The sequence below is a fragment of the Cytobacillus sp. Hz8 genome (assembly GCF_042263505.1).
Classification (GTDB): domain Bacteria; phylum Bacillota; class Bacilli; order Bacillales; family Cytobacillaceae; genus Bacillus_BE.
Genome location: NZ_JBHKFI010000018.1, coordinates 63712 through 83679, shown reverse-complemented (window position 1 = coordinate 83679; position 19968 = coordinate 63712). Strand labels below are relative to the sequence as shown.

Sequence of the window (19968 nt, the reverse complement as noted above, 5' to 3'; positions counted from 1 at the left end):
AATGTACCAGTCCATCTATATCCAGACACTGCACCATACTCAACGCTAGTTGGGTAAAACTAGAATCCTTCTCCATTTATGAGCCAAATATACGTGAATTGATTTAAACAGTCGATTATATAGTGTGAAGGAAAAGGTTTTGGTGGAACGTATGGTGGCGGAGGGGATTGTGGTTGTTGTCTCATTGAACTCTGTGGTGGATAAAATGCCATATGATTTCACTCCCTTATTAGATAATCACCCAATATAATATGCTGAAAAATATTGAAGAGTTAAAAATTGGGACAAAAATTAAGGTGAATAAGGATAAAAAATTATCCAGCTTGTGAAGTTACTATACTATCGAGGCAGGATAGATGAATATAGATAATTAGAATATAGTGAAACGTAGGGGTTTATTATTTCGTATAGCAGGCATTAAAAAATTGTAGTTACGAAATAAATACTCTTGTATTATCAGCTATGGTTTTTCATTTTTGGTAAGACATCAGTGAAGTTTTTTACTTATTAAGTCAAAAAGGGAAATATCAAAATGGGATTGTTAAGCAAACTTTTTGGAAAAATAAAGCCAGAAAATCAAAAAGTAAACCATAAAGATCTCGAAGATATGAGTAAAAAGAATAAACAACCTATGGGTTTATCTTTCGAGATTTCATCTGATGAAAACAATGGAATCACTATTTCTTCATCTCCTGTGGGTGTTTCGACTGGTAGTATAGCAACAGATTTTTATGTTTATGAATGGTTTATCAAAAATACTGGCGAAATATTCTATGTCGGAAAAGGACATGGCAATCGCTATAAAGAGTTTCACGAAAGAGCATATGAAGCTGAAAAAATTCGTAAAATGTACGATACCGACGTTCGTTTTGTTGGAATTGGGTTAACCGAAGAACAAGCAATAGAGTTAGAGACTCAAGAAATGATCAGAGTACTAAATGAAACGAATAATAGAGTAACGAACCGCATAACCCCACTCTTCACTAAAAGAGGTAACGGATACGATCGCGGCCCAAGTACGCCTGAACTGAAATTTGAAGCAGCTCCGCATCTTTTTGCAAGTGAGATAGAAGAACATTATTTTGGAATAAAAGCTCGACAGTTTGATGAAGTTAAGTACGAAAATTTTAAAGTAGTTGTTTTTATTACCCGAAGTATAAGAGAAGAAATTGACATCATTTATGGTGGAAATCCAGACAAATATCTAAGTGAAACAAAAACTCTATTATCAACAAATGGAAACAAAATACTTAAAAGTCAATATGCAAAATCGGCTACAGCATGGATATTTATTGGTGATGATTACGTAACGAATTATGAAATAGACCAAGAAAAAGCATTAGAGAGGATCGGGAGAAACATACCCACCTATCATTTAATAGATGTATGGAAGTTTTTAAAAGAAAAGTTTGGTGAAGTAGATACTGTTTCAACAGAAAAACTACCGATTAATCCAATCCACAATTGAATTCCACTAAAAGATATAAAGAACTTGTACGACTGGGAAAAAGGCTTTGACGAAGGGAAGCCATATTGGGATAAAGGCGAAAAGGAAAGAAAAGCTGGTAACCTAGAGCAATCTATTGAATTATTTGATAGAGCGCGATACAACGGCTACAATGCACCATCATTATATAAGTCGTATGCAATGGCATATCGAAAACTTAAAGATTACGATAATGAAGTTGCAATTATTGATGAAGCGATTGAACGTATACGGTCAGAAAAAGCTAACGTAAATGAAATTACCATAATGGAAATTAAGGAGCGTAGAGCAAAAGCTCTCGAACGGAAACAAAGAACTAAATAGTTCGTTACGTTAAAAAGTATTTTTGAACTAATGGGTGCTTGTGCGGCCGAGCATAGGTCGTATCATATAGCGGGTGGGATTCCCGTCGAGTAAGAACTAGCCATTCGCTCGTAGCGAGTCTTGGAGGGCTAAAGGTAACTATAGTCTTTAAGCGTAGACAGTTAGGTGACGGGCCGAAAGCCAAATGGTTGAAGGGATTGAGCTCCATAATGTTAGTAAATCGAGAGGGCTGATGCCTTAAGCACAGCAGAAAGCTACATTTTATCTTTCGTTAAAGGCAAGAAGGATAAAACCTCTCTGGAGTCAGAGACCTTGGCACGTTATACATTGATATGATACGGCAACTCGGGAGGCCCTACCGGTCTTTTCTTTTTTTTTAGAAGAGTATGGTGTACAAGCGATAACAAGCAAGGAAACCAAATGCCGATGTAGGGAGTCGGATAGCAGCGTAGTACCAATGAAGTTGGGTAATGCCGACGGAGGAAAGGCTAGCTACCAGTTATCACCCATACTAGGGACACATTTACTACACACAGAGGTAGGGATAATAAATGGAAACAAAACTACTAAGGATAGCAGAATTAGCAAAATCAAATCCTAAAATGAAATTTACATCTCTTGCACATTTATTAAAGGAGCAATCACTAATTCAATGTCACCAGGAGCTACCTAACAAGAAAGCAACTGGGGTTAATGGTACAACTAAAGATCAATACAGTGAAAATCTAAAAGAAAACATAGAGAATTTAGTAAATAGGCTTAAAAGCAAAAGTTATCGTCCTGTTCCAGTAAGGAGAATGTATATTCCAAAGCTCAACTCAAACAAGAAAAGACCATTGGGAATTCCGGAACATGAAGATAAGATTGTTCAAAGAGGCATTACGAAAATACTAAATACCATCTATGAAAATGATTTTCTAGACTGTTCATTTGGATTCCGTCCAAATCGTAACTGCCACGATGCTTTGAAAATACTGAACCACTATATTGAAAAGAGAACAGTAAATTATGTAGTAGATGTAGATATTAAAGGATTCTTTGACAACGTTGACCACACATGGATGATGAATTTCTTAAAACTGAGAATTGCTGACCCTAACCTACTAAGAATCATTGGTAGATTCCTTAAAGGTGGATACATGGAAGAAGGTAAGAAATATAAAACAGACAAAGGCACACCGCAAGGTGGAGTAATATCTCCGATATTAGCCAATGTATACCTCCATTATGTCCTTGACCTATGGTTCGAGAAAAGGGTTAGGAAACAGTGCAAGGGACAAGCATACATAGTGAGATATGCAGACGATTTTGTTTGTTGTTTTCAATATAAATGTGAAGCCGAGCAATTCTTCCATTCATTAAGATTGAGATTAAAGAAATTTAATCTAGAAATAGCTGAGGATAAAACCAAAATCATACCCTTCGGGCGGTTTGCAGAGCAAAATGCAAATCAACAGGGAAGAAGTAAACCGGCAACTTTTGATTTCCTTGGATTTACACACTATTGCGGTAGGAGTAAACAAGGAAAATTTCGAGTAAAACGGAGAACAAGCAAAAAGAAAGTCCAAGCTAAACTAAAAGAAACTAAAGAATGGTTGAAAATTAACAGAAATAAAGACATTCATATGATTATGGATAGATTTAAACGCTCACTAGTAGGTTATTACAACTATTATTGCATCACAGATAATACCCAAAGTGTAAACAAATTCAGAGACAAAATCGGGTACTTACTGTTTAAATGGCTCAATAGAAGAAGTCAAAGGAAATCATTTACTTGGGATAAATTCAGACTCTTTCTTAATAAATATCCATTACCTTACGCAAGAGTTAAGGTTAATATATACGACTTAAGAAAAGAAATTAGCTATATTTTGTAAATGATGACTAGGAGGAGCCGTGTGCGTTAATAGCGCAAGCACGGTTCTGTGAGGGGGGAGGAGTACAATTTACCGCAAGGTAGAAAGGCTCCCTTCTACTCGACTACTTTAAAAAGGCCTTAGAACAATATTTCGCAATCGGGCGCTATCCTCGAACAAGGATAAGCGCTCATTTTTCATTTAAGGGCCAAATTGTGAAATTATGTAATTAAAGGAAAGGACTTTGTTAAATGAGATAAAATGGAACCTTTTTATCTGTCAATCGTTTATCTTTTTAAGGAGATGATTGGATGATTAGTGAAATATTAGAAAGCCTGTTTATACTTTGGGCAGGAAAGGATAGTTATCCATCAGACGAAAAAACTAACCAGAATTTAAAACTACTTAGAAATGAAGAATGGTTTCAACGTTTGTTTTCAGAACACACGGAGCTTTTCTTAGAAAATAAAGAGCTCCGTTATATCATCGGAGCAGTTAAATTGGATAAAGTTTTAATTAACCCCAAAAGCAAGCAAAGATTCGAGGATGACCTAATACATCTTATAAATATTATAAGAAAACGACATAATTAAAAATACATCATATTAAAAATCTTGCTCGAGTAACTGGTGCTCTATTAAAAGACTTTAGGGTCATTTTTGCAGCTATTTCGTATTATCAACTGTTCAGCAATCGGCGCGTTTATAGATGATCATAAGCCTAATTCCTCGATAAAAACATGGAGGGATTAGGCTTTTTTATATTTTAAAATCATTGAATTTATCCTATTGGTAAACGTGTTGGCAGCAAGCGGTACATTTCATGGCAACTGCTGGTGAAAAACACGGCAGAGGTGGTACACTTTATTGGCTGTAATCAGGGCATTTTTCAACCGGTAACTTTCCCCTGTGAGCGCTATGACATGTGCATGATACACTAATCTATCCCCAAGGGCAGAGGTTAGACGGTTATCCCCAAAAACCTGATTCCATTGACCAAATTCCAAGTTAGAAGCAACAATCACGCTTTTGTGTTCACAACAGTCTGCTATAGTGTGAAACAATAATTCCAATCCTTGTTTTTGTATAGGAACGTAGCCCAATTCATCCAAAATAAGTAAATCGCACTTCTCAATTTGGCGTTTTAATCGGTGTAGTGTGCCTTCTTTCAAGGCATCTTCTAACTGTCTTACCCCCAAATCAGCCACTCGGAAGAAACGGACTTCATATCCCATCTCACATGCTTTTTAATACTAGATATCCTTTTGTGGTATCTGACACCTTTGCTTTTTGGACAGCCCCAGTTTTCGTTTCAATGTTATTCAATCAGGAAAATCAAAGTTTCCTTCGATTAGCTTGACTGCTGAAACGTATCCATATCTCCTTAATCCCAAGCTCTTTAAATATTTTAGGAATTAGCTATATTTTTACAGTAAAAATGTTATTAGCATATTTCTAAAATCGAATGAATAGTTTTATATAAAAAGTTAGTAAAACAAAGAAACCTCCTCTTTTTTGCGCTATTACTATTGAAATAGTCGAAATTCCTACCTTTCTTTTAACAATCCTCCTTTTATGAACGAATAACTTTATCAACGTTCTCTGAAAGATTCACAAAATCCAAACCTAAGTATTCCAAGAAAAAATGATCGATGAACTACTTCTATTAAAGGGGATGTTTGTCCTGATTCCTTTTGTTTCTCTATTCTTTGTAATAGAGAAACAGGTATAGCAGCCTGCTTAATAAAATAAATCCTTATTCTTTGATTATCTAGAAATGGAGGTACTGTCATGAGTGAAGATCAGAAAAAGGATATTTCCCGCCGCAGTTTTATTAAGAATGCCGGCTTTGCTGTTGGTGGAGTGGTAGTAGGAGGGGGCATAGTCGGCAGTCTATATATGGGAAAATCGACAAAGCCAGAGCCCGGTCCTGTGAAACAGGATCAGCACGAAATGGCTTCCCCTGAACCAAACAAAGCATTGATGTTTTTTACACCGGAACAATTTCAAGTAATTGATGCAGCATCTGAACGAATTTTTCCTAAAGATGAAAACGGGCCGGGGGCAAAGGATTTATTAGTTGCCTACTTCATTGATCATCAATTGGCTGGTACCTGGGGAAACGGAGCAAAGGAGTATACCCATGGTCCATTTTTTCCAGGGGAAGCAACGCAAGGGTATCAAGGTCGGCTGAATCGGCAGGAAATTTTCCAAATTGGAATTCAGGGACTTCAGGATCAAGCACAAGCCAAATCTAAAAAAGCGTTTTATGAGTTAACAGAGGAGGAACAGGATACCATTCTGACTTCATTTGAAAAAGGAGAGGTTCAATTAAAAGGAATTTCAGCATCCCACTTTTTCTCGATATTAAGAGGGGCGACCTTGGAAGGGGCCTATTCTGACCCTCTATACGGTGGAAACCGGAATATGGAAGGCTGGAAAATGAAAAACTTCCCTGGTCACCAAGGAACCTATGCCAACATTATTGAGAAAGACTTTGTCAAGATAAAGCCCAAGAGTTTAAACTCCCAACATAGCTCATAACTAAAGGAGGGGATCATATGGCAAAACAAATGAAAAAGGCTGATGTAGTGTTAATCGGTGTAGGCTGGACCGGGGGCATTCTCGCTTCCGAGTTGGGGAAAAAAGGCTATAAAGTTGTGGGATTGGAAAGAGGAAAACCTCAAAAGACTGCGGACTTTTCCATGGTCCATGATGAACTCCGCTACGCCTCCCGCTTCGAGTTGATGCAAGACCTTTCAAAAGAAACGGTTACGTTTAGAAATAATTCAGGGATGCGCGCACTACCGATGAGGCAATATGGTTCCTTTCTGTTAGGGGATAATCTCGGTGGAGCAGGAATGCATTGGAATGGGCAAACCTATCGTTTTCTTCCCTATGATTTTGAAATCCGCTCCAAAACGATTGAACGGTATGGGGCGAATAAGATCCCCAAAGATATGACCTTGCAGGACTGGGGCATTACTTATGATGAAATGGAAAAATATTATGATATGTTTGAGAAAACATGCGGCATTTCCGGTGAGGAAAATCCGTTAGCCGGGAAGCGTTCCAATCCCTATCCCACAGGGCCGATGAAAACAAGCCCGACCCTGCAACTATTTATTGATGCTACCAAAAAATTACATTTACATCCTTATATGTCTCCATCGGCGAATCTATCAGAAAACTATACAAACCCAGATAATATCAGCCGGCCAGCTTGCCAATATTGCGGATTTTGCGAACGGTTTGGCTGTGAATATGGCGCCAAGGCTGACCCCGTTGTTACGGTTTTGCCGGTAGCACAAAAGACAGGGAATTTTGAATTACGGACTCATTCAAACGTAATACGAATCGAGCATGATGGAACAAAAGCAACGGGGGTCACCTATATTGATACCCAAACGGGGGAGGAATTTTTCCAACCTGCCGAGGTTGTCGGCGTCACCAGCTATGTGATGAATAATGTCAGATTGCTGTTGATTTCAAAAATGGGTACCCCATATGATCCGAATACCGGACGCGGCGTGATTGGGAAAAATTATGCCTATCAGACCAATGGCGGTTCCGCATCGGGTTTTTTTAAAAAAGAATTTAATTTGTTTGCCGGTGCCGGTGCACTCGGAGCCAGTTTGGATGATTTTAACGGTGATAATTTTGACCACTCCAATCTAGGCTTCTTACACGGAGGGAGTATGTCAACCTCACAAACTGGCAAACGTCCGATTGCCACTAATTCTACCCTCCCAGGTACCCCATCATGGGGAAAGGAATTTAAGGCACAGTCCGTGAAATATGCCAATAGTGTGCTGGGTGTATCGGCACAGGGCTCCTCCATGCCATTCAAACACCATTATTTGGATTTGGATCCAACCTATAAAGACGCTTTTGGAAACCCGCTGCTCCGGATTACGTTTGATTTTGAAGATCAGGATCGGAATTTGGTTGAATATATGGGCAAACAAGCAGAAACGATTATGAAAGAGATGGGAGCAGATCAGGTTTTTGCTAGTACGAAGCTTGGACCCTATAATATTGTTCCTTACCAGTCTACTCATAATACAGGTGGCGTCATCATGGGAGCAGATCCAAAAACTAGTGCAATCAATAATTATCTGCAAATGTGGGATTTTGAAAACGTTTTCATCCCAGGGGCCAGTGCCTTTGCACATAATTCGGGCTATAATCCGACGGGAACAGTTGGAGCCCTATCCTACCGCACAGCAGAGGGAATTGATAAATACTTAAAAGCAGGTGGAAGTCTAGTTTAAATGGGGAGGATATAATAATGGGATTTAATTCAATCGGCATACCAGGGTTAATTATCATTCTAGTTGTGGCGTTATTGCTGTTCGGCCCATCCAAGCTTCCGCAACTCGGGAAAGCAGTTGGCCAAACACTCCGTGAGTTCCGTACTTCTGCCAAGGAGATTCGTGAAGATGTATTTGGGGCAGACGAAGCATCCGAAGCGAAAAAGGAGATTGATAAAGAGTAGTTTTAAAGCAGTTCTCTTTATAGAAAAATATAGGAATAAATGGTCCTGAGTTGTTTTAAAATGCATAGATTCTTTTGGGTGGCTTCGCCTTGGTAGCATGAAACATGGCAGAAGCTGCCCATTTAATTTAAATATATGTAATGGTTATGAAAAGTTCGGATGATAGTGTAAAAGATTTTTTTCCTTTACGAGGAGGATTTCAATGAATGATATGCCCTTAGTTGAGCATTTGGCAGAACTTCGGAAGCGAATTATTATTGTGTTATCCTTTTTTTTAGCAAGCTTAATTGCGGGCTTTTTTCTATCTTCTTCTCTTTTAAAATGGTTTAAACACCAGCCGGCGGCCAGAGGGGTTGATTGGAATGTATTTAGCTTTACCGATGGCATCATTATTTATTTTAAATGTGCCTTCCTTGTCTCACTCCTTGTCACCTTGCCAATTCTTTTACTGCAAATTTGGTTGTTTGTAAAACCTGGACTGAAAGAGGAGGAAGCAAAAACGACTGTGTTTTATATACCGTTATCCTTCTTTTTGTTTTTATTTGGAACTCTGTTTAGTTACTTTGTTGTCTTTCCGATGACGATCCGCTTTATGACCTCCATCAATCGATCAATTGGTGCGGTAGAAACGTATGGACTTGCCCATTATTTTACCTTGATGTTTAATGTGGTTCTTCCCATCGCTGTCGTATTTGAATTGCCTGTCGTCGTGATGTTTTTAACAAGTATAGGGCTTCTTCATCCAAATTACCTGCGTAAAAGCAGGAAAGCTGCCTATTTAATTTTACTAGTGCTCGGAGTCTCCTTAACACCACCCGATTTTGTCTCAGATATCTCCGTATCCATTCCTTTACTCATACTCTTCGAAGCAAGCATCTGGTGCTCCACCTATAGTTTAAAAAAACGTACCAAAAAACTTGCCGCACTAGAGTATGAAAAGGCAAATGTATCATAGGGATTCAAAAGCTGGTGTACCATTGTTGGAGAATCTATCGATTAAAAGATCATATAAAGAAGGTGCGAGTTGATGATGCACTTCATGATGTATTGCAATTCGATAATATGGGTGACCGCCCAATTGTAGGGAATAATGAATGGAATCATTATTATATTGTTTTAGATGTACCTGAAAATAGTGCAGTCATTGCCTTTGGTGTTTTACCTTCGGGGACTGGGAAAGTATGGATTGATGAACTTAAATTTGAGGAAGTTGATAAACAAACGCCAACAACTAATATTGATGTTTCTGCTGACCTTTTAGATGAACCTGCCAATTTATCTTTTGAAGAGTGGAGTAGTTGATGTGTTTCATTTTTTAATGGCTTTTATGAAAAGTTTTTAGCATCTTGGTGGTATTAAAATAGTAATTATTCTTTGTTTGGTAGTTGGGATTCTTGATTTAATTAAGAGAAAGCAAGAAGGATGACATAGTATATCCATTTATTTTTGAGTTTCAGTATGTATATGTTCTTGTGGTAAAAATACAGTTCTTTATGGAGGACTGTATTTTATTTTTTTTGCGATTAAATGAGTGGCTGAATTTCTTATTCAAGTTCAGGATTAATTAAATGGAACAGGGATTCATTAAAAACTTATGGTAAAATAAGGGTATATGGTGGGTAAAAATAGAATTGACATTTGTAGAAGGCGGTTCAAATGAAGTAGGGTTCTTAGGTAGAGTGATAAAAATGAAAGGGATGCTTATGAGCAATGAAATGAAAATAGAAGAATTAAAAAAGGTTATTTGAGAACTTCCTGATGGCGAAGCGAAGTCACTGCTATTTCACATCTTATTAAGATTGAATTTTCTGAAAGATACAAATTGCTCGGAGAAAGATTTTGTACATGATGTTGAAGAAATATACGAAATGATTCACAACTTATCTCACGAACGGTCAGAAATGAAACAAGAAAGGAATTTTCAGATGATCCATATTCTTTTTGGTGCTTCTCCTGCAGGAAGTTTGTCGGTAGCTTTAAAGAAAATGGGAGTATATCAAGTGGAAAAGGTCATTTCTTTTTGGGATATGTTCTCTATTGGACCTATCTGGCGGTTACATGAAGAAGTTGGAGTGGGAGCAAGATTTGATTGGATGAAAAATGTAATGAATGAAGAAAATGAAGATTTTCTAGATTATAAACAAGAGTTTCTTAAGGCAGTCAATCAAATAAACTCTATTCCAAAAGGTGTACCGATAACCATTTGGATTACTGATAACGCACATGAGCAGACCGCACTGCGTTACGTTCTCCATCTGTTAAAAGAAAAAGACAACGATATTATCGTTATCAATACGACTAAGGCATACAGCAAATTTTTTGAGAAAAAGAATATTGAATATACCGTTTTACATGCGGGTGAAATTCCGCCTGAAAAACTTCAAGTTATTTATGAACAGAGTAAGAATGAACCGCCTCTTTCACAGCATGAGCGTATGGATTTAGAAAAAGAATGGCTATCTCTTTCGGAAAGTCAAGATACATTAAGGATTTGGCGAAATGGAAGAATACAGAGTGTTCCTGAAGACTATTTTGATGAATTTATGATCAAAAGAGCGAAATATCTACATAGAAAACCAAAGCTAAATGGCTTTATGAAATCTGCAAGATTAATTGGTGAAGTGCTGGGGCATTTAGACCAATTTGTAGGTGATGCCTTCTTGGAATATCGACTTAAAAAATTGATAACAGTAGGAGTCTTTGAGGTGGAAGGCAGTCTTGAGGCAATGAGATTTTATAGTGTGCGATTGAAACAGTAATTTTAGAAGAGGATAATATGGATTGTTTTTGTGAAAGTGGGGAAACAAATGATTTAAAAATAGAAGGGGATGCCAGAGAGACCCGATTTGGTGCAATCGATGCGGTTGTAATCTGGACATTGAAGACGTTCCTATATCAGATGAATGAAAAGATGAATTGTCTTCTTGGGTGATGAAAAATGGAGAATGGATTGATTGGGATATAGATAAATTGCTTCCTAATGGGATTGAACTGGAGGATAATTTTAATCAAATTGGAGTAATTTTAACAAAAAAAGGTGAAACAGGAACTTGGCTATGAATACAAAATAAAATTCATTCCATCGACAAGTGCAAGGTATTAAGAAAAAAATGGATTATAAGGTTAGGGAAACCATAGTAGATTATAAGGGGGATAAGTTATGCCAGTCATTACTGTGAAACTTGCAAAAGGTAGAACTGTTGAACAAAAACAGCAGTTTGTTGAAGCAATCACAAAAGAAGCAGTTAAAACCTTAAATGTGAAAAAGGAATGGGTAACGGTCATTTTCGATGAATACGACAGGGAAAATTGGGCATCAAGCGGTGAGTTACATTCAATAAAGTTTGGTGAAGGATTTGGCAAAAAAGGTACGGAGTAATTAGCGTTAATTAAAAGGGTGAGCGTAAAATCTTGTGTAAGTAAAATCTGACAACGGATTGGCATTACAGGCTCTTATGATAAAGGATTTCCAAATCCCTAATTCCTGATTTTCTATGTTATAGCAAAACTAAAACCAATTGAGACTGCATGCTTTTCCTCTGTAAGTATGAGTTCTAATTTATTTATATGAGCAATCGAAAGTTGTAAGACAAAATCTATACTCTTTTTCACTTCATGATCTTCTGTTTTTTCACGAAAATAAGATAGGATACAAATACTTCCACTATCATTTATATAATTTGTCCAAAGTGATGCAATTTCTGCTGCTGTTAATCTTGATTTGGTTTTAGGCATTTTTCACTATATTAACCTCCACTTAGCCTATATAATGTTTATCATTTCCCTTATTTCAAGAGATATGTAGAATAATTTGTTATTTGTAAATTTTTAACAAAATAAAGGATAACTACACCTGTTTTAGCACAGACTATCGATAAAACTATTTTTGAATCATTACTGAGTGAAAAGAGGGGATACAGATAGGATGATGGATGTATTTCAGGATTATTTTAAAGATAAATAAACGGTAGGAGGACGTCGCAATGTGAATAAGGGTGCGATTGAAAAATTACTTTGGTCTATCGCCTTCCCTGGTTTTGGTCAACTTTTAAATGGAAGGTATATAAAGGGAATCGTTTTTATCTTTTTGGAAATTATTGTTAATGTGCTGGCCCATTTTAATCAGATTATTATTTATAGCTTTATTGGAGAAATTGAAAAAGCTATCTTAAATGCGAATTATCAATGGCTCATGTTTTACCCTTGTTTATATTTCTTCTCCATGTGGGATGCATATAAGGATGCAAGAACGGATGATTGCCCTTATTTGTTTTTCCCTTTTGTGATGGCGGCTTACTTTGTGACACTGGGACTAATTTATTCCTCAAAGCTCAAATTATTTGGGGTTTTAATAGGTCCAGTTTTTTTGCCGATGCTTTTTATGATTCCAGGATTAATCATTGGAATCATCCTACGAAGGATTTTGCTTCGAATGTTATAAAAGTAAATATAGAGAAAAGTACCATTTCTATTAAGAAAATGGTACTTTTCTATTCATTCGGGTTAGTTATTCAGGATGTTATCTTCCAAAACCTCAAATTTATCGCCATAAATTTTTGTTATATGCTTTTCGCCCCATGCACACAAAGAATCAAGGATCGATTTTAAGCTTATTCCATATTCACTGAGTTCGTATTCCACTTTAGGAGGAACTTGATTATAGACAATGCGATTGATAACACCATCTTCCTCCAGTTCTCTTAACTGTTGCGTAAGCATTTTTTGGGTAATATTGGGCATTAATCGCTTTAATTCACTTGTTCGTTTCTTTCCGTGCGTGAGATGGCAGAGGATGACACATTTCCATTTTCCCCCGATGACTTCTAATGTGGCTTCCACAGCGATATTGTACTTTTTCTTTTGCATAATGGCCTCCTTGTTTTTGATAGGAACTTATAAGAGCCTAGGATACTTTCTGGTAACTATATCACAAAAAAGTGCGTACTTTCTATTTGTATTTATATATTACATAATAACATTTGCCGGTAAAAAAACTCCATTATTTTTAATACAATTGTCTGCTATCAGAATCATATATTACTTACTTCAAAAGGGAGGAGAAAGAGAAGAAATGAATTTAAATAAAAGACAAAGCACGTTAGCTCTTTTAGCATTAGCAGTTAGTGCTTTTTCCATAGGTACAACTGAATTTATCAGTGTAGGATTATTACCATTGATTTCGAATGATTTACATGTTTCTGTAACGACTGCGGGATTGACCGTTTCCATATATGCTTTAGGCGTAACATTTGGCGCTCCGATTCTGACTTCCTTTACATCGGGGATGTCAAGGAAAACTCTTTTACTTTTGGTCATGATAATTTTTATTGTGGGAAACAGTCTTGCAGCTAGTGCCACAAGTATTGGAGTGTTACTCGTTGCTCGTGTATTATCTGCTTTTGCACACGGGATTTTTATGTCAATAGGTTCAACCATTGCAGCTAATTTGGTACCTGAAAATCGTCGCGCCAGTGCTATTTCGATTATGTTTACCGGACTAACGGTTGCAACGATTACAGGTGTTCCATTTGGGACGTTTATCGGTCAGCAATATGGATGGAGATTTACATTTATGGCGATCGTTGTCGTAGGTTTGATTGCTTTTGTGGCCAATTTCCTTCTGATTCCTTCTGATTTACCGAAAGGGACCCGCACGAAGCTGCAAGATCAGCTCAAGTTAATCACAAATGGTCGTTTATTGCTTTTATTTATTATTACTGCCCTTGGTTATGGTGGTACATTTGTCGTCTTTACATATTTATCTCCATTACTGGAGGACATAACAGGATTTAGTGAAAAAATGGTTGCGGTTATTCTACTAATCTATGGAGTAGCTATTGCCATAGGAAATATGCTGGGTGGGAAGTTTGCTAATCATCAGCCTATTAAGGCACTGTTTTATATGTTTATTGTTCAGGCCATTGTCCTTTTTGTTTTAACATTTACCGCACCATTTAAAGGGATTGGTTTAATCACTATCATATTCATGGGGCTATTTGCTTTTATGAATGTGCCTGGCTTGCAGGTATATGTTGTTATTTTGGCTGAACGATTTGTTCCGAGCGCCGTTGATGTGGCATCTGCCATCAATATTGCAGCATTTAATGCAGGAATTGCTCTAGGTTCTTATCTAGGCGGAATGATAACAGAGTCAATAGGACTTATCCATACGGCTTGGATTGGCGGAATCATGGTATTAATTGCTGTGCTTCTCACCTCATGGAGCCGTGCGTTAGAAAGTAAAGATCAAGCCATCTCAATGTAAGTTACTTTTTCATGAATAAAAAATTTGGAGGAGATTCATAATGATTAAAAATATTTTTGATACAGTTACTTTAGCTAATGGAGTTAAAATGCCTAGATTAGGAATAGGGGTATTTCAGGTAGAAGAAGGGTCGGAATTAGTCAATGCAGTGAAAAACGCTATCAAACATGATTACCGCAGCGTTGATACGGCTGCTATTTATGCGAATGAGGAAGGGGTTGGCGAAGGAATTCGCCAAGGTTTAAAAGAAACTGGGATTCAAAGAGAAGAATTATTTGTAACCTCAAAAGTATGGAATAGTGATTTAGGATATGAGGAAACGATTGCCGCTTATGAAACAAGCCTTAAGAAGCTTGGTTTAGACTATTTGGACCTCTATCTTATTCATTGGCCAGTTGAAGGAAAATATATAGATGCATGGAGAGCGTTAGAAACTCTTTATAAGGAAGGAAAAGTGAAAGCCATCGGAGTAAGTAATTTCCAAATTCATCATCTTGAGGATTTATTGAAGGTGGCGGAGATTAAACCAATGGTGAATCAGGTTGAGCACCATCCATGTCTCACCCAAGAGGAATTGTATGCATTTTGTAAAGAGAATGGCATTCAGCTTGAGGCTTGGTCTCCACTTATGCAGGGGCAGATACTTGATCATCCATTGTTAAAAGAAATTGCGGAGCGGTATCAAAAATCTGTCGCACAAATAATAATCCGCTGGGATTTACAAAAAGGAATTATTACCATACCGAAATCTACAAAGGAACATCGCATAATAGAGAATTCTTCTATTTTTGATTTTGAGTTATCCGGGGAAGATATGAAATTAATTAGTGGATTAAATGAAAATAAACGTGTAGGTCCAGATCCGGATAACTTTGACTTTTAAGTGAAGAAGGATTTAAGGAGCTGTCCGAAAAGAATCTTTTTTTAGCTTAAATTGTTAAAAAGTAGAGGGGCTGTCTAATAAGTCCCAAAAATAAAGCAAGTGGAGAAAAACGCATCGTTTTTCTCCACTTGCTTTTTGTATTTCTAGGATTGTTATCGCGGATGCCTGTCACTTATGTTGAGGGCTAATGTCACGGTTCCAAGCTCGACATGGACTTTTTCGATCCCCCGCAATGTGTTTTTTCGATTCCACGATAGGAATAAACCTTATGTCATTTGAGTGTTGTAACCTTCAGTAGTAATCATTTGATTGCTCATAAAAAATCGTCCTTTCTAAAATGTGGTGTGGTAACTTCATTTTACTAAAGAGGACGATTTTTTTGCATTTTTTCAAAAAAAATGAAAAAGGGGGGGCCAAATAATCAGCTTTCACTGACTTTTTGGACAGCCCTCTTTTAAGAACTTGAGAGGGAAAAAGGTTGTTCATAAGAGTGATGAACGCCTATTTTATTCAATAAAAGATACAAGTTCTTTATTAAATTTGTTCCGTTCTTCCCAAAACAAGCCGTGCCCACTATTTTCAAACCATACTAGCTTAGAGTTTGCAATTCCCTTGTTAAGTGCTTTTGCAAGAGGTGGTAAACAAATTCGATCGTGTGCACCATGCATGATTAAGGTAGGGACTTGGATTTTTCCTATGTCCGAGAATAAGGATTCATCTCGGAATGCTGCTGCTACACTGGCAGTTGCATAGCCAGCTGCCTCAAACCCTAATTGAAGAAACCACTCAGAGAAGGGCTCTGAAATTTTTTGATAAAAAAACATATCTGTAAATTCAGTTAGCATTTTGGGGCGATCCACATACACCTGTTTGATTAGATCTGTGACAGAATCCTTTGGTAATCCATAAGGAAAATCGGGTCGCTCAGTGAGACTTGGGGCAGCAGCTCCTATTAAGACTAACCTTTCAACTCCGTAGCCTAGATGGCGCCCCATATATCTAGTAGAAATTGCACCACCGACAGAGTGCCCTGCAAGAGTAATATTCTGTAACCGAAGTCCTTCGATGATATATCGAACATCATCCGCTAAACGGTCATAGAAATAACCGCCATACGGTTTATCTGATTTTCCAAACCCTCGGATATCAATGCCAATACAGCGATAGCCTTTAGCAGGAAGGATATTAAATTGGTACTCATATAATTTATGATTAGCAGGCCAGCCGTGGATAAATAAAATGGCCTTTCTTCCTGAAGGATTGATATCTTCCACAAAAATATTGACACCTGGTTCCACGCTAATATAGTATCCCATGCAAAGGTCCTCCTCGAAAAAATCCCCAATCAGAACGTTTTATCATAACGATATTCTTGAAGAGCTTGATTCATTCTTAAAGGATAGTCAAATAAATGAAAATGGTAGATATAGGTGAATGATGGGCTTGTGAGTTGGCAAAAGAGTGTTATTTTACTATAGGACAATGGATCGTTTCGTCGATCCTCAACTAATTTTGCCGATCGTAAAAGAGGTCAAGCCTGATTGATCGGAACTGTTTGAATTCAGATTTTAATTATATTAGGAGAATAATGGAAAAGCTTTTGCAACTTATCTAATAAAAATGTCGTCAATTATTGTAGAATGGTAGTGGAAGGTTTAGGGAGGCTAGAAGATGAAAAGAAAATTTTGGTTGATTGTAGGAATAGTGAGTGTATTTTTCATCGCTGCATGTGGACATGATGAGGAAGGAAAGGCTAAGAAGGATGAAAAACAGCCGAAAGAAGAGCAGAAGGCAAGTGAAGATACTGCATCTTCAAATCAAGGCACGGAATCGAAAAGTGCGGAGACCACTGTAAAGGATTCACAGACAGGTAATTCTACAACAAAGAATACGGAAAAAGAGCAATCGTCAAATAATCAAGAACAAAAAGGAAGCTCTAAGCAAACCATTTCTTATCAGGAAAATGGGAAAACAATCGAACAAAAGGCAGATTCAAAGTCCAAAACAGATTTATCCATCAAGGTCTTGCCAAATTATAGTTTGGATCAGGAAGAACCGGGGATTTACTTGGTAATGAACGAGGAAAACGGGACGATGCTAAGAATTGAAAAGGCATCAGATGAATCGGCTGCCGAATTGACAAAGGAAATTAAAATGAGAGCCTTGGCTGTTTCTAATGAAATTACACGTAAGGATACGACTGGAACAGACTTTGAAGGCGCTATCCAATATCAAGCAGTACACGGAGAAGATGTCGTCAATATTCTTTATTTACCAGAGACTAAATCCATTCTCACGATCTTTGGGAAAAAGAATCAACAGGCGATTGAACCTTTTGTTGCGATGGCTAAAACAATTGAATGGAAGTAAAATTTAAAGGCCTCTTCTTATAGGAGGCCTTTTAGATTGGCAATATGATTTAAGAATTAGACATCATTCTACATTTTTTTTCACAAAACCCTTGATATTCATTCTCTATCTTAGTATAATTAAAAGGTCGATTTTATTAAAGCAGTGCGGGTGTAGTTTAGTGGTAAAACTACAGCCTTCCAAGCTGTTGTCGTGGGTTCGATTCCCATCACCCGCTCCATACATAGTTATTAACGCAGTGTTCCGTTCAAAAAGAACGTGGCATTGCGTTTTTTATTATGTACATTTAGGATGGAAATCGGTGTTTAACATTTGATGAACTGATACACTCCGTTTCCGCCATGAACTTGAAGAAACATGTTCATTAACGATTGAATCAATTTGTCTGCTTCTTCCTTGATGAGAGAGGGACGTAAATAAATAATTTGTAAGGCATTTTTGGTTGTGCGAGTGACGGAGGTTCTTTCAGAATCAACAAAGGGACTTCCAAAAGGGGATAGATCATCAGATGAAAGAATTAAATGGTGTAATGAATTGATGCGACCATTTAAACCAAAGTATTCTTCTGTTTCAGCCCCAGTCCGAATGAGAACATCTCCAGAGATTTTATCTGCATCATAAATTCCAATTGGTATTTGATATCTCAACGAAAAGAAGTTATTGATGTCAATGGCACTATGAACGGGCGTCAGGAAGTTGTGTTTTTTGATTCTGCGAAAAAGGGATTCTGCCGAATGACGGTAGCGATTTGGATCCTTTCCTGTTAATTTAAATACATGACGCCACTCTTTAATGCCTTCATAATCCGTTACATTTTTATCTTCTAAATCAAAGTATAAGGATTCTTGAAAGGTTTGTATTTTCCCTTGCAGCATTTGAGGAGATTCCTCGACAATAATATCTTTGTAATGAATAATTCCCACTTGAAAATGAGGAATCATGGAACATAATTCACTTGAAACATGGATTTCCAATCTTTCCACCTCCACTTTATCTTGAAAATAGTTTATCATATTGAACGATGTTTCCTAAAATATTCACATTTTTCATAAATCATATCCGAAAAAGAGAGGGGTGAGGACATGGATTATCAAAAATTAAAGGATGAAATCATCGAATACAGTAAAACCATTGGAATTGATAAAATTGGTTTTGCATCAACAAGTACCTTTGATGAATTGAAAAATCGCTTGCTTCGTCAACAAGAGCTTGGGTATCAATCAGGATTTGAAGAGCCTGATATCGAAAAAAGAGTGAATCCAGCGTTGTTATTAGACGAAGCACGTTCCATTATTGCCATTGCACTTGCCTATCCCTCCAAAATGAGAATTCGGGTGGAAAGCAAAAAAGGGGAGCGACGCGGAATTTTTTCTCGAGCATCTTGGGGAATCGATTATCATGTGATTTTACGAGATCGCCTTTTGAAGCTGGAACAGTTTATTCAATCGAAAATACCTGAGGCAAGGGTAAAATCAATGGTGGACACAGGAGAATTATCAGATAGGGCGGTTGCAGAAAGAGCCGGAATTGGCTGGAGCGGAAAGAACTGTGCCATCATTACCCCAGAATTTGGCTCCTATGTTTATTTAGGTGAAATGATTACGAATTTACCATTCCCAGCTGACGAGCCGATGGAAGACCGCTGCGGCTCTTGTACGAAATGCTTAGAGGCTTGTCCAACAGGTGCTTTAGTGCAGGGGGGGCAAATCAATGCTCAAAAATGTATCTCCTTTTTAACACAAACGAAGGATTTGATTCCGGTGGAATATCGAGATAAAATCGGAAATCGGCTTTATGGTTGTGATTCTTGCCAAACGGCTTGTCCGGAAAATAAAGGGAAGGATTTCCATTTTCACGAGGAGATGGAACCTAATCCAGAGGAGATAAAGCCATTGTTAAAGCCTGTACTTGCTTTAAGTAACCGTGAATTTAAAACAAAATTTGGCTATTTAGCTGGTGCTTGGCGCGGAAAGAAGCCAATTCAAAGAAATGCCATTATCGCTTTAGCCCATTTTAAGGATGAATCTGCTTTAGAGGATTTAATCAATCTATTAAAAGAGGATACAAGATCAGTCATAAGAGGGACAAGCGCCTGGGCGATTGGAAAAATTGGTGGACAACGGGCAAAAGAAGGATTGGAACAAGCAACGGAATTTGAACAGGATCCCAATGTGCAACAAGAGATTCAGCATGCATTAGAAATGATTTTGAAGAATAAAACATCGAAATCATAAGCAAATTTCCTATTTATAAAATGAAATGAAAGCCTCCTTCATACATATGA

General features: G+C 37.4%; 21 protein-coding genes, 1 tRNA gene and 2 pseudogenes. 19 read left to right on the top strand and 5 right to left on the bottom strand.

What is annotated here, in order from left to right; genetic code table 11:
* Positions 1 to 532 precede the first annotated feature (532 nt).
* The 4 genes from ACE38V_RS18430 (at position 533) to ACE38V_RS18415 (ending at position 4262) form a co-directional block, all read left to right on the top strand.
* Entirely contained in the window at positions 533 to 1468 is a 936-nt protein-coding gene (locus tag ACE38V_RS18430) for a GIY-YIG nuclease family protein (protein WP_375843543.1), read from the top strand.
* 24 nt (positions 1469 to 1492) lie between these two features.
* Complete coding sequence (locus ACE38V_RS18425; RefSeq protein ID WP_375843542.1) at positions 1493 to 1810, top strand: hypothetical protein; 318 nt, start codon at positions 1493 to 1495, stop codon at positions 1808 to 1810.
* A 551-nt stretch (positions 1811 to 2361) separates the two neighbouring features.
* Complete coding sequence (gene ltrA, locus ACE38V_RS18420) at positions 2362 to 3690, top strand: group II intron reverse transcriptase/maturase (protein ID WP_375843540.1); 1329 nt, start codon at positions 2362 to 2364, stop codon at positions 3688 to 3690.
* 290 nt (positions 3691 to 3980) lie between these two features.
* Positions 3981 to 4262, top strand: coding sequence for a hypothetical protein (locus ACE38V_RS18415; RefSeq protein WP_375843538.1), 282 nt, complete (start codon positions 3981 to 3983; stop codon positions 4260 to 4262).
* Positions 4263 to 4489: 227 nt separating this feature from the next.
* On the opposite strand, the pseudogene ACE38V_RS18410 reads toward ACE38V_RS18415, so the two are convergent.
* A pseudogene (locus ACE38V_RS18410) lies at positions 4490 to 4915 on the bottom strand (ATP-binding protein); the annotation flags it as partial.
* Between the two features lie 544 nt (positions 4916 to 5459).
* Between ACE38V_RS18410 and ACE38V_RS18405 the strand changes: the two are divergent.
* From ACE38V_RS18405 to ACE38V_RS18365, 9 genes and pseudogenes are all read left to right on the top strand, one after another.
* Positions 5460 to 6212, top strand: a complete 753-nt coding sequence (locus ACE38V_RS18405) for a gluconate 2-dehydrogenase subunit 3 family protein (protein WP_375843536.1) — start codon at positions 5460 to 5462, stop codon at positions 6210 to 6212.
* Positions 6213 to 6229: 17 nt separating this feature from the next.
* Positions 6230 to 7942 (top strand): GMC family oxidoreductase, encoded by a 1713-nt coding sequence (locus ACE38V_RS18400; RefSeq protein WP_375843534.1) that lies wholly within the window; start codon positions 6230 to 6232, stop codon positions 7940 to 7942.
* Positions 7943 to 7959: 17 nt separating this feature from the next.
* Positions 7960 to 8166, top strand: coding sequence for a twin-arginine translocase TatA/TatE family subunit (gene tatA, locus ACE38V_RS18395; RefSeq protein ID WP_375843532.1), 207 nt, complete (start codon positions 7960 to 7962; stop codon positions 8164 to 8166).
* Positions 8167 to 8368: 202 nt separating this feature from the next.
* Positions 8369 to 9121 (top strand): twin-arginine translocase subunit TatC, encoded by a 753-nt coding sequence (tatC, locus tag ACE38V_RS18390; RefSeq protein ID WP_375843531.1) that lies wholly within the window; start codon positions 8369 to 8371, stop codon positions 9119 to 9121.
* Between the two features lie 62 nt (positions 9122 to 9183).
* Positions 9184 to 9468 (top strand): annotated as a pseudogene (locus ACE38V_RS18385) (AraC family transcriptional regulator); the annotation flags it as partial.
* A 623-nt stretch (positions 9469 to 10091) separates the two neighbouring features.
* Positions 10092 to 10925, top strand: coding sequence for a DUF1835 domain-containing protein (locus ACE38V_RS18380; RefSeq protein ID WP_375843529.1), 834 nt, complete (start codon positions 10092 to 10094; stop codon positions 10923 to 10925).
* A 17-nt stretch (positions 10926 to 10942) separates the two neighbouring features.
* Entirely contained in the window at positions 10943 to 11098 is a 156-nt protein-coding gene (locus ACE38V_RS18375) for a hypothetical protein (RefSeq protein WP_375843527.1), read from the top strand.
* The gene (locus ACE38V_RS18370) at positions 11098 to 11226 is read left to right on the top strand and encodes a hypothetical protein (protein ID WP_375843526.1); all 129 of its coding nucleotides are present in this window, start codon (positions 11098 to 11100) and stop codon (positions 11224 to 11226) included. The genes ACE38V_RS18375 and ACE38V_RS18370 overlap by 1 nt, the downstream gene beginning before the upstream one ends.
* A 100-nt stretch (positions 11227 to 11326) precedes the next feature.
* On the top strand, positions 11327 to 11545 hold the full coding sequence (locus ACE38V_RS18365) for a tautomerase family protein (protein WP_375843524.1): 219 nt from the start codon (positions 11327 to 11329) through the stop codon (positions 11543 to 11545).
* A gap of 113 nt (positions 11546 to 11658) precedes the next feature.
* Here the strand turns inward: ACE38V_RS18365 and ACE38V_RS18360 are convergent, their stop codons facing one another.
* Complete coding sequence (locus ACE38V_RS18360; protein WP_375843522.1) at positions 11659 to 11901, bottom strand: DUF3231 family protein; 243 nt, start codon at positions 11899 to 11901, stop codon at positions 11659 to 11661.
* A 250-nt stretch (positions 11902 to 12151) separates the two neighbouring features.
* Here ACE38V_RS18360 and ACE38V_RS18355 point away from each other — a divergent pair, with 250 nt between their 5' ends.
* Positions 12152 to 12607: a hypothetical protein gene (locus ACE38V_RS18355; protein ID WP_375843520.1), complete on the top strand. Its 456-nt coding sequence runs from the start codon at positions 12152 to 12154 to the stop codon at positions 12605 to 12607.
* A 62-nt stretch (positions 12608 to 12669) separates the two neighbouring features.
* Here the strand turns inward: ACE38V_RS18355 and ACE38V_RS18350 are convergent, their stop codons facing one another.
* Positions 12670 to 13032: a winged helix-turn-helix transcriptional regulator gene (locus ACE38V_RS18350; RefSeq protein ID WP_375843518.1), complete on the bottom strand. Its 363-nt coding sequence runs from the start codon at positions 13030 to 13032 to the stop codon at positions 12670 to 12672.
* 205 nt (positions 13033 to 13237) lie between these two features.
* On the opposite strand from ACE38V_RS18350, the gene ACE38V_RS18345 reads away from it, so the two are divergent.
* Both ACE38V_RS18345 and ACE38V_RS18340 read left to right on the top strand, forming a co-directional pair.
* On the top strand, positions 13238 to 14431 hold the full coding sequence (locus ACE38V_RS18345; RefSeq protein WP_375843517.1) for an MFS transporter: 1194 nt from the start codon (positions 13238 to 13240) through the stop codon (positions 14429 to 14431).
* 40 nt (positions 14432 to 14471) lie between these two features.
* Entirely contained in the window at positions 14472 to 15314 is an 843-nt protein-coding gene (locus tag ACE38V_RS18340; protein WP_375843514.1) for an aldo/keto reductase, read from the top strand.
* Between the two features lie 506 nt (positions 15315 to 15820).
* Here ACE38V_RS18340 and ACE38V_RS18335 read toward each other — a convergent pair.
* Positions 15821 to 16630, bottom strand: a complete 810-nt coding sequence (locus ACE38V_RS18335; RefSeq protein WP_375843513.1) for an alpha/beta fold hydrolase — start codon at positions 16628 to 16630, stop codon at positions 15821 to 15823.
* Between the two features lie 355 nt (positions 16631 to 16985).
* Between ACE38V_RS18335 and ACE38V_RS18330 the strand changes: the two genes are divergently transcribed.
* Complete coding sequence (locus tag ACE38V_RS18330) at positions 16986 to 17684, top strand: hypothetical protein (RefSeq protein ID WP_375843511.1); 699 nt, start codon at positions 16986 to 16988, stop codon at positions 17682 to 17684.
* Positions 17685 to 17830: 146 nt separating this feature from the next.
* Positions 17831 to 17904: transfer RNA gene (locus ACE38V_RS18325), tRNA-Gly, on the top strand.
* An 85-nt stretch (positions 17905 to 17989) separates the two neighbouring features.
* Here ACE38V_RS18325 and ACE38V_RS18320 read toward each other — a convergent pair.
* A complete protein-coding gene (locus tag ACE38V_RS18320; protein ID WP_375843509.1) occupies positions 17990 to 18658 on the bottom strand; it encodes a B3/B4 domain-containing protein in 669 nt (222 codons plus the stop codon).
* A 108-nt stretch (positions 18659 to 18766) separates the two neighbouring features.
* Between ACE38V_RS18320 and queG the strand changes: the two genes are divergently transcribed.
* Positions 18767 to 19918: a tRNA epoxyqueuosine(34) reductase QueG gene (queG, locus tag ACE38V_RS18315; RefSeq protein WP_375843507.1), complete on the top strand. Its 1152-nt coding sequence runs from the start codon at positions 18767 to 18769 to the stop codon at positions 19916 to 19918.
* The last annotated feature ends 50 nt before the right edge of the window (positions 19919 to 19968 follow it).

What these genes read in the sequence shown, in the direction of transcription:
- ACE38V_RS18430 (WP_375843543.1), top strand. Translation starts at nt 533, where the DNA reads ATGGGATTGTTAAGCAAACTTTTTGGAAAAATAAAGCCAGAAAATCAA.
- ltrA (WP_375843540.1), top strand. Translation starts at nt 2,362, where the DNA reads ATGGAAACAAAACTACTAAGGATAGCAGAATTAGCAAAATCAAATCCT.
- ACE38V_RS18415 (WP_375843538.1), top strand. Translation starts at nt 3,981, where the DNA reads ATGATTAGTGAAATATTAGAAAGCCTGTTTATACTTTGGGCAGGAAAG.
- ACE38V_RS18405 (WP_375843536.1), top strand. Translation starts at nt 5,460, where the DNA reads ATGAGTGAAGATCAGAAAAAGGATATTTCCCGCCGCAGTTTTATTAAG.
- ACE38V_RS18400 (WP_375843534.1), top strand. Translation starts at nt 6,230, where the DNA reads ATGGCAAAACAAATGAAAAAGGCTGATGTAGTGTTAATCGGTGTAGGC.
- tatA (WP_375843532.1), top strand. Translation starts at nt 7,960, where the DNA reads ATGGGATTTAATTCAATCGGCATACCAGGGTTAATTATCATTCTAGTT.
- tatC (WP_375843531.1), top strand. Translation starts at nt 8,369, where the DNA reads ATGAATGATATGCCCTTAGTTGAGCATTTGGCAGAACTTCGGAAGCGA.
- ACE38V_RS18380 (WP_375843529.1), top strand. Translation starts at nt 10,092, where the DNA reads ATGATCCATATTCTTTTTGGTGCTTCTCCTGCAGGAAGTTTGTCGGTA.
- ACE38V_RS18375 (WP_375843527.1), top strand. Translation starts at nt 10,943, where the DNA reads ATGGATTGTTTTTGTGAAAGTGGGGAAACAAATGATTTAAAAATAGAA.
- ACE38V_RS18370 (WP_375843526.1), top strand. Translation starts at nt 11,098, where the DNA reads ATGAAAAATGGAGAATGGATTGATTGGGATATAGATAAATTGCTTCCT.
- ACE38V_RS18365 (WP_375843524.1), top strand. Translation starts at nt 11,327, where the DNA reads ATGCCAGTCATTACTGTGAAACTTGCAAAAGGTAGAACTGTTGAACAA.
- ACE38V_RS18360 (WP_375843522.1), bottom strand. Translation starts at nt 11,901, where the DNA reads ATGCCTAAAACCAAATCAAGATTAACAGCAGCAGAAATTGCATCACTT.
- ACE38V_RS18350 (WP_375843518.1), bottom strand. Translation starts at nt 13,032, where the DNA reads ATGCAAAAGAAAAAGTACAATATCGCTGTGGAAGCCACATTAGAAGTC.
- ACE38V_RS18345 (WP_375843517.1), top strand. Translation starts at nt 13,238, where the DNA reads ATGAATTTAAATAAAAGACAAAGCACGTTAGCTCTTTTAGCATTAGCA.
- ACE38V_RS18340 (WP_375843514.1), top strand. Translation starts at nt 14,472, where the DNA reads ATGATTAAAAATATTTTTGATACAGTTACTTTAGCTAATGGAGTTAAA.
- ACE38V_RS18335 (WP_375843513.1), bottom strand. Translation starts at nt 16,630, where the DNA reads ATGGGATACTATATTAGCGTGGAACCAGGTGTCAATATTTTTGTGGAA.
- ACE38V_RS18330 (WP_375843511.1), top strand. Translation starts at nt 16,986, where the DNA reads ATGAAAAGAAAATTTTGGTTGATTGTAGGAATAGTGAGTGTATTTTTC.
- queG (WP_375843507.1), top strand. Translation starts at nt 18,767, where the DNA reads ATGGATTATCAAAAATTAAAGGATGAAATCATCGAATACAGTAAAACC.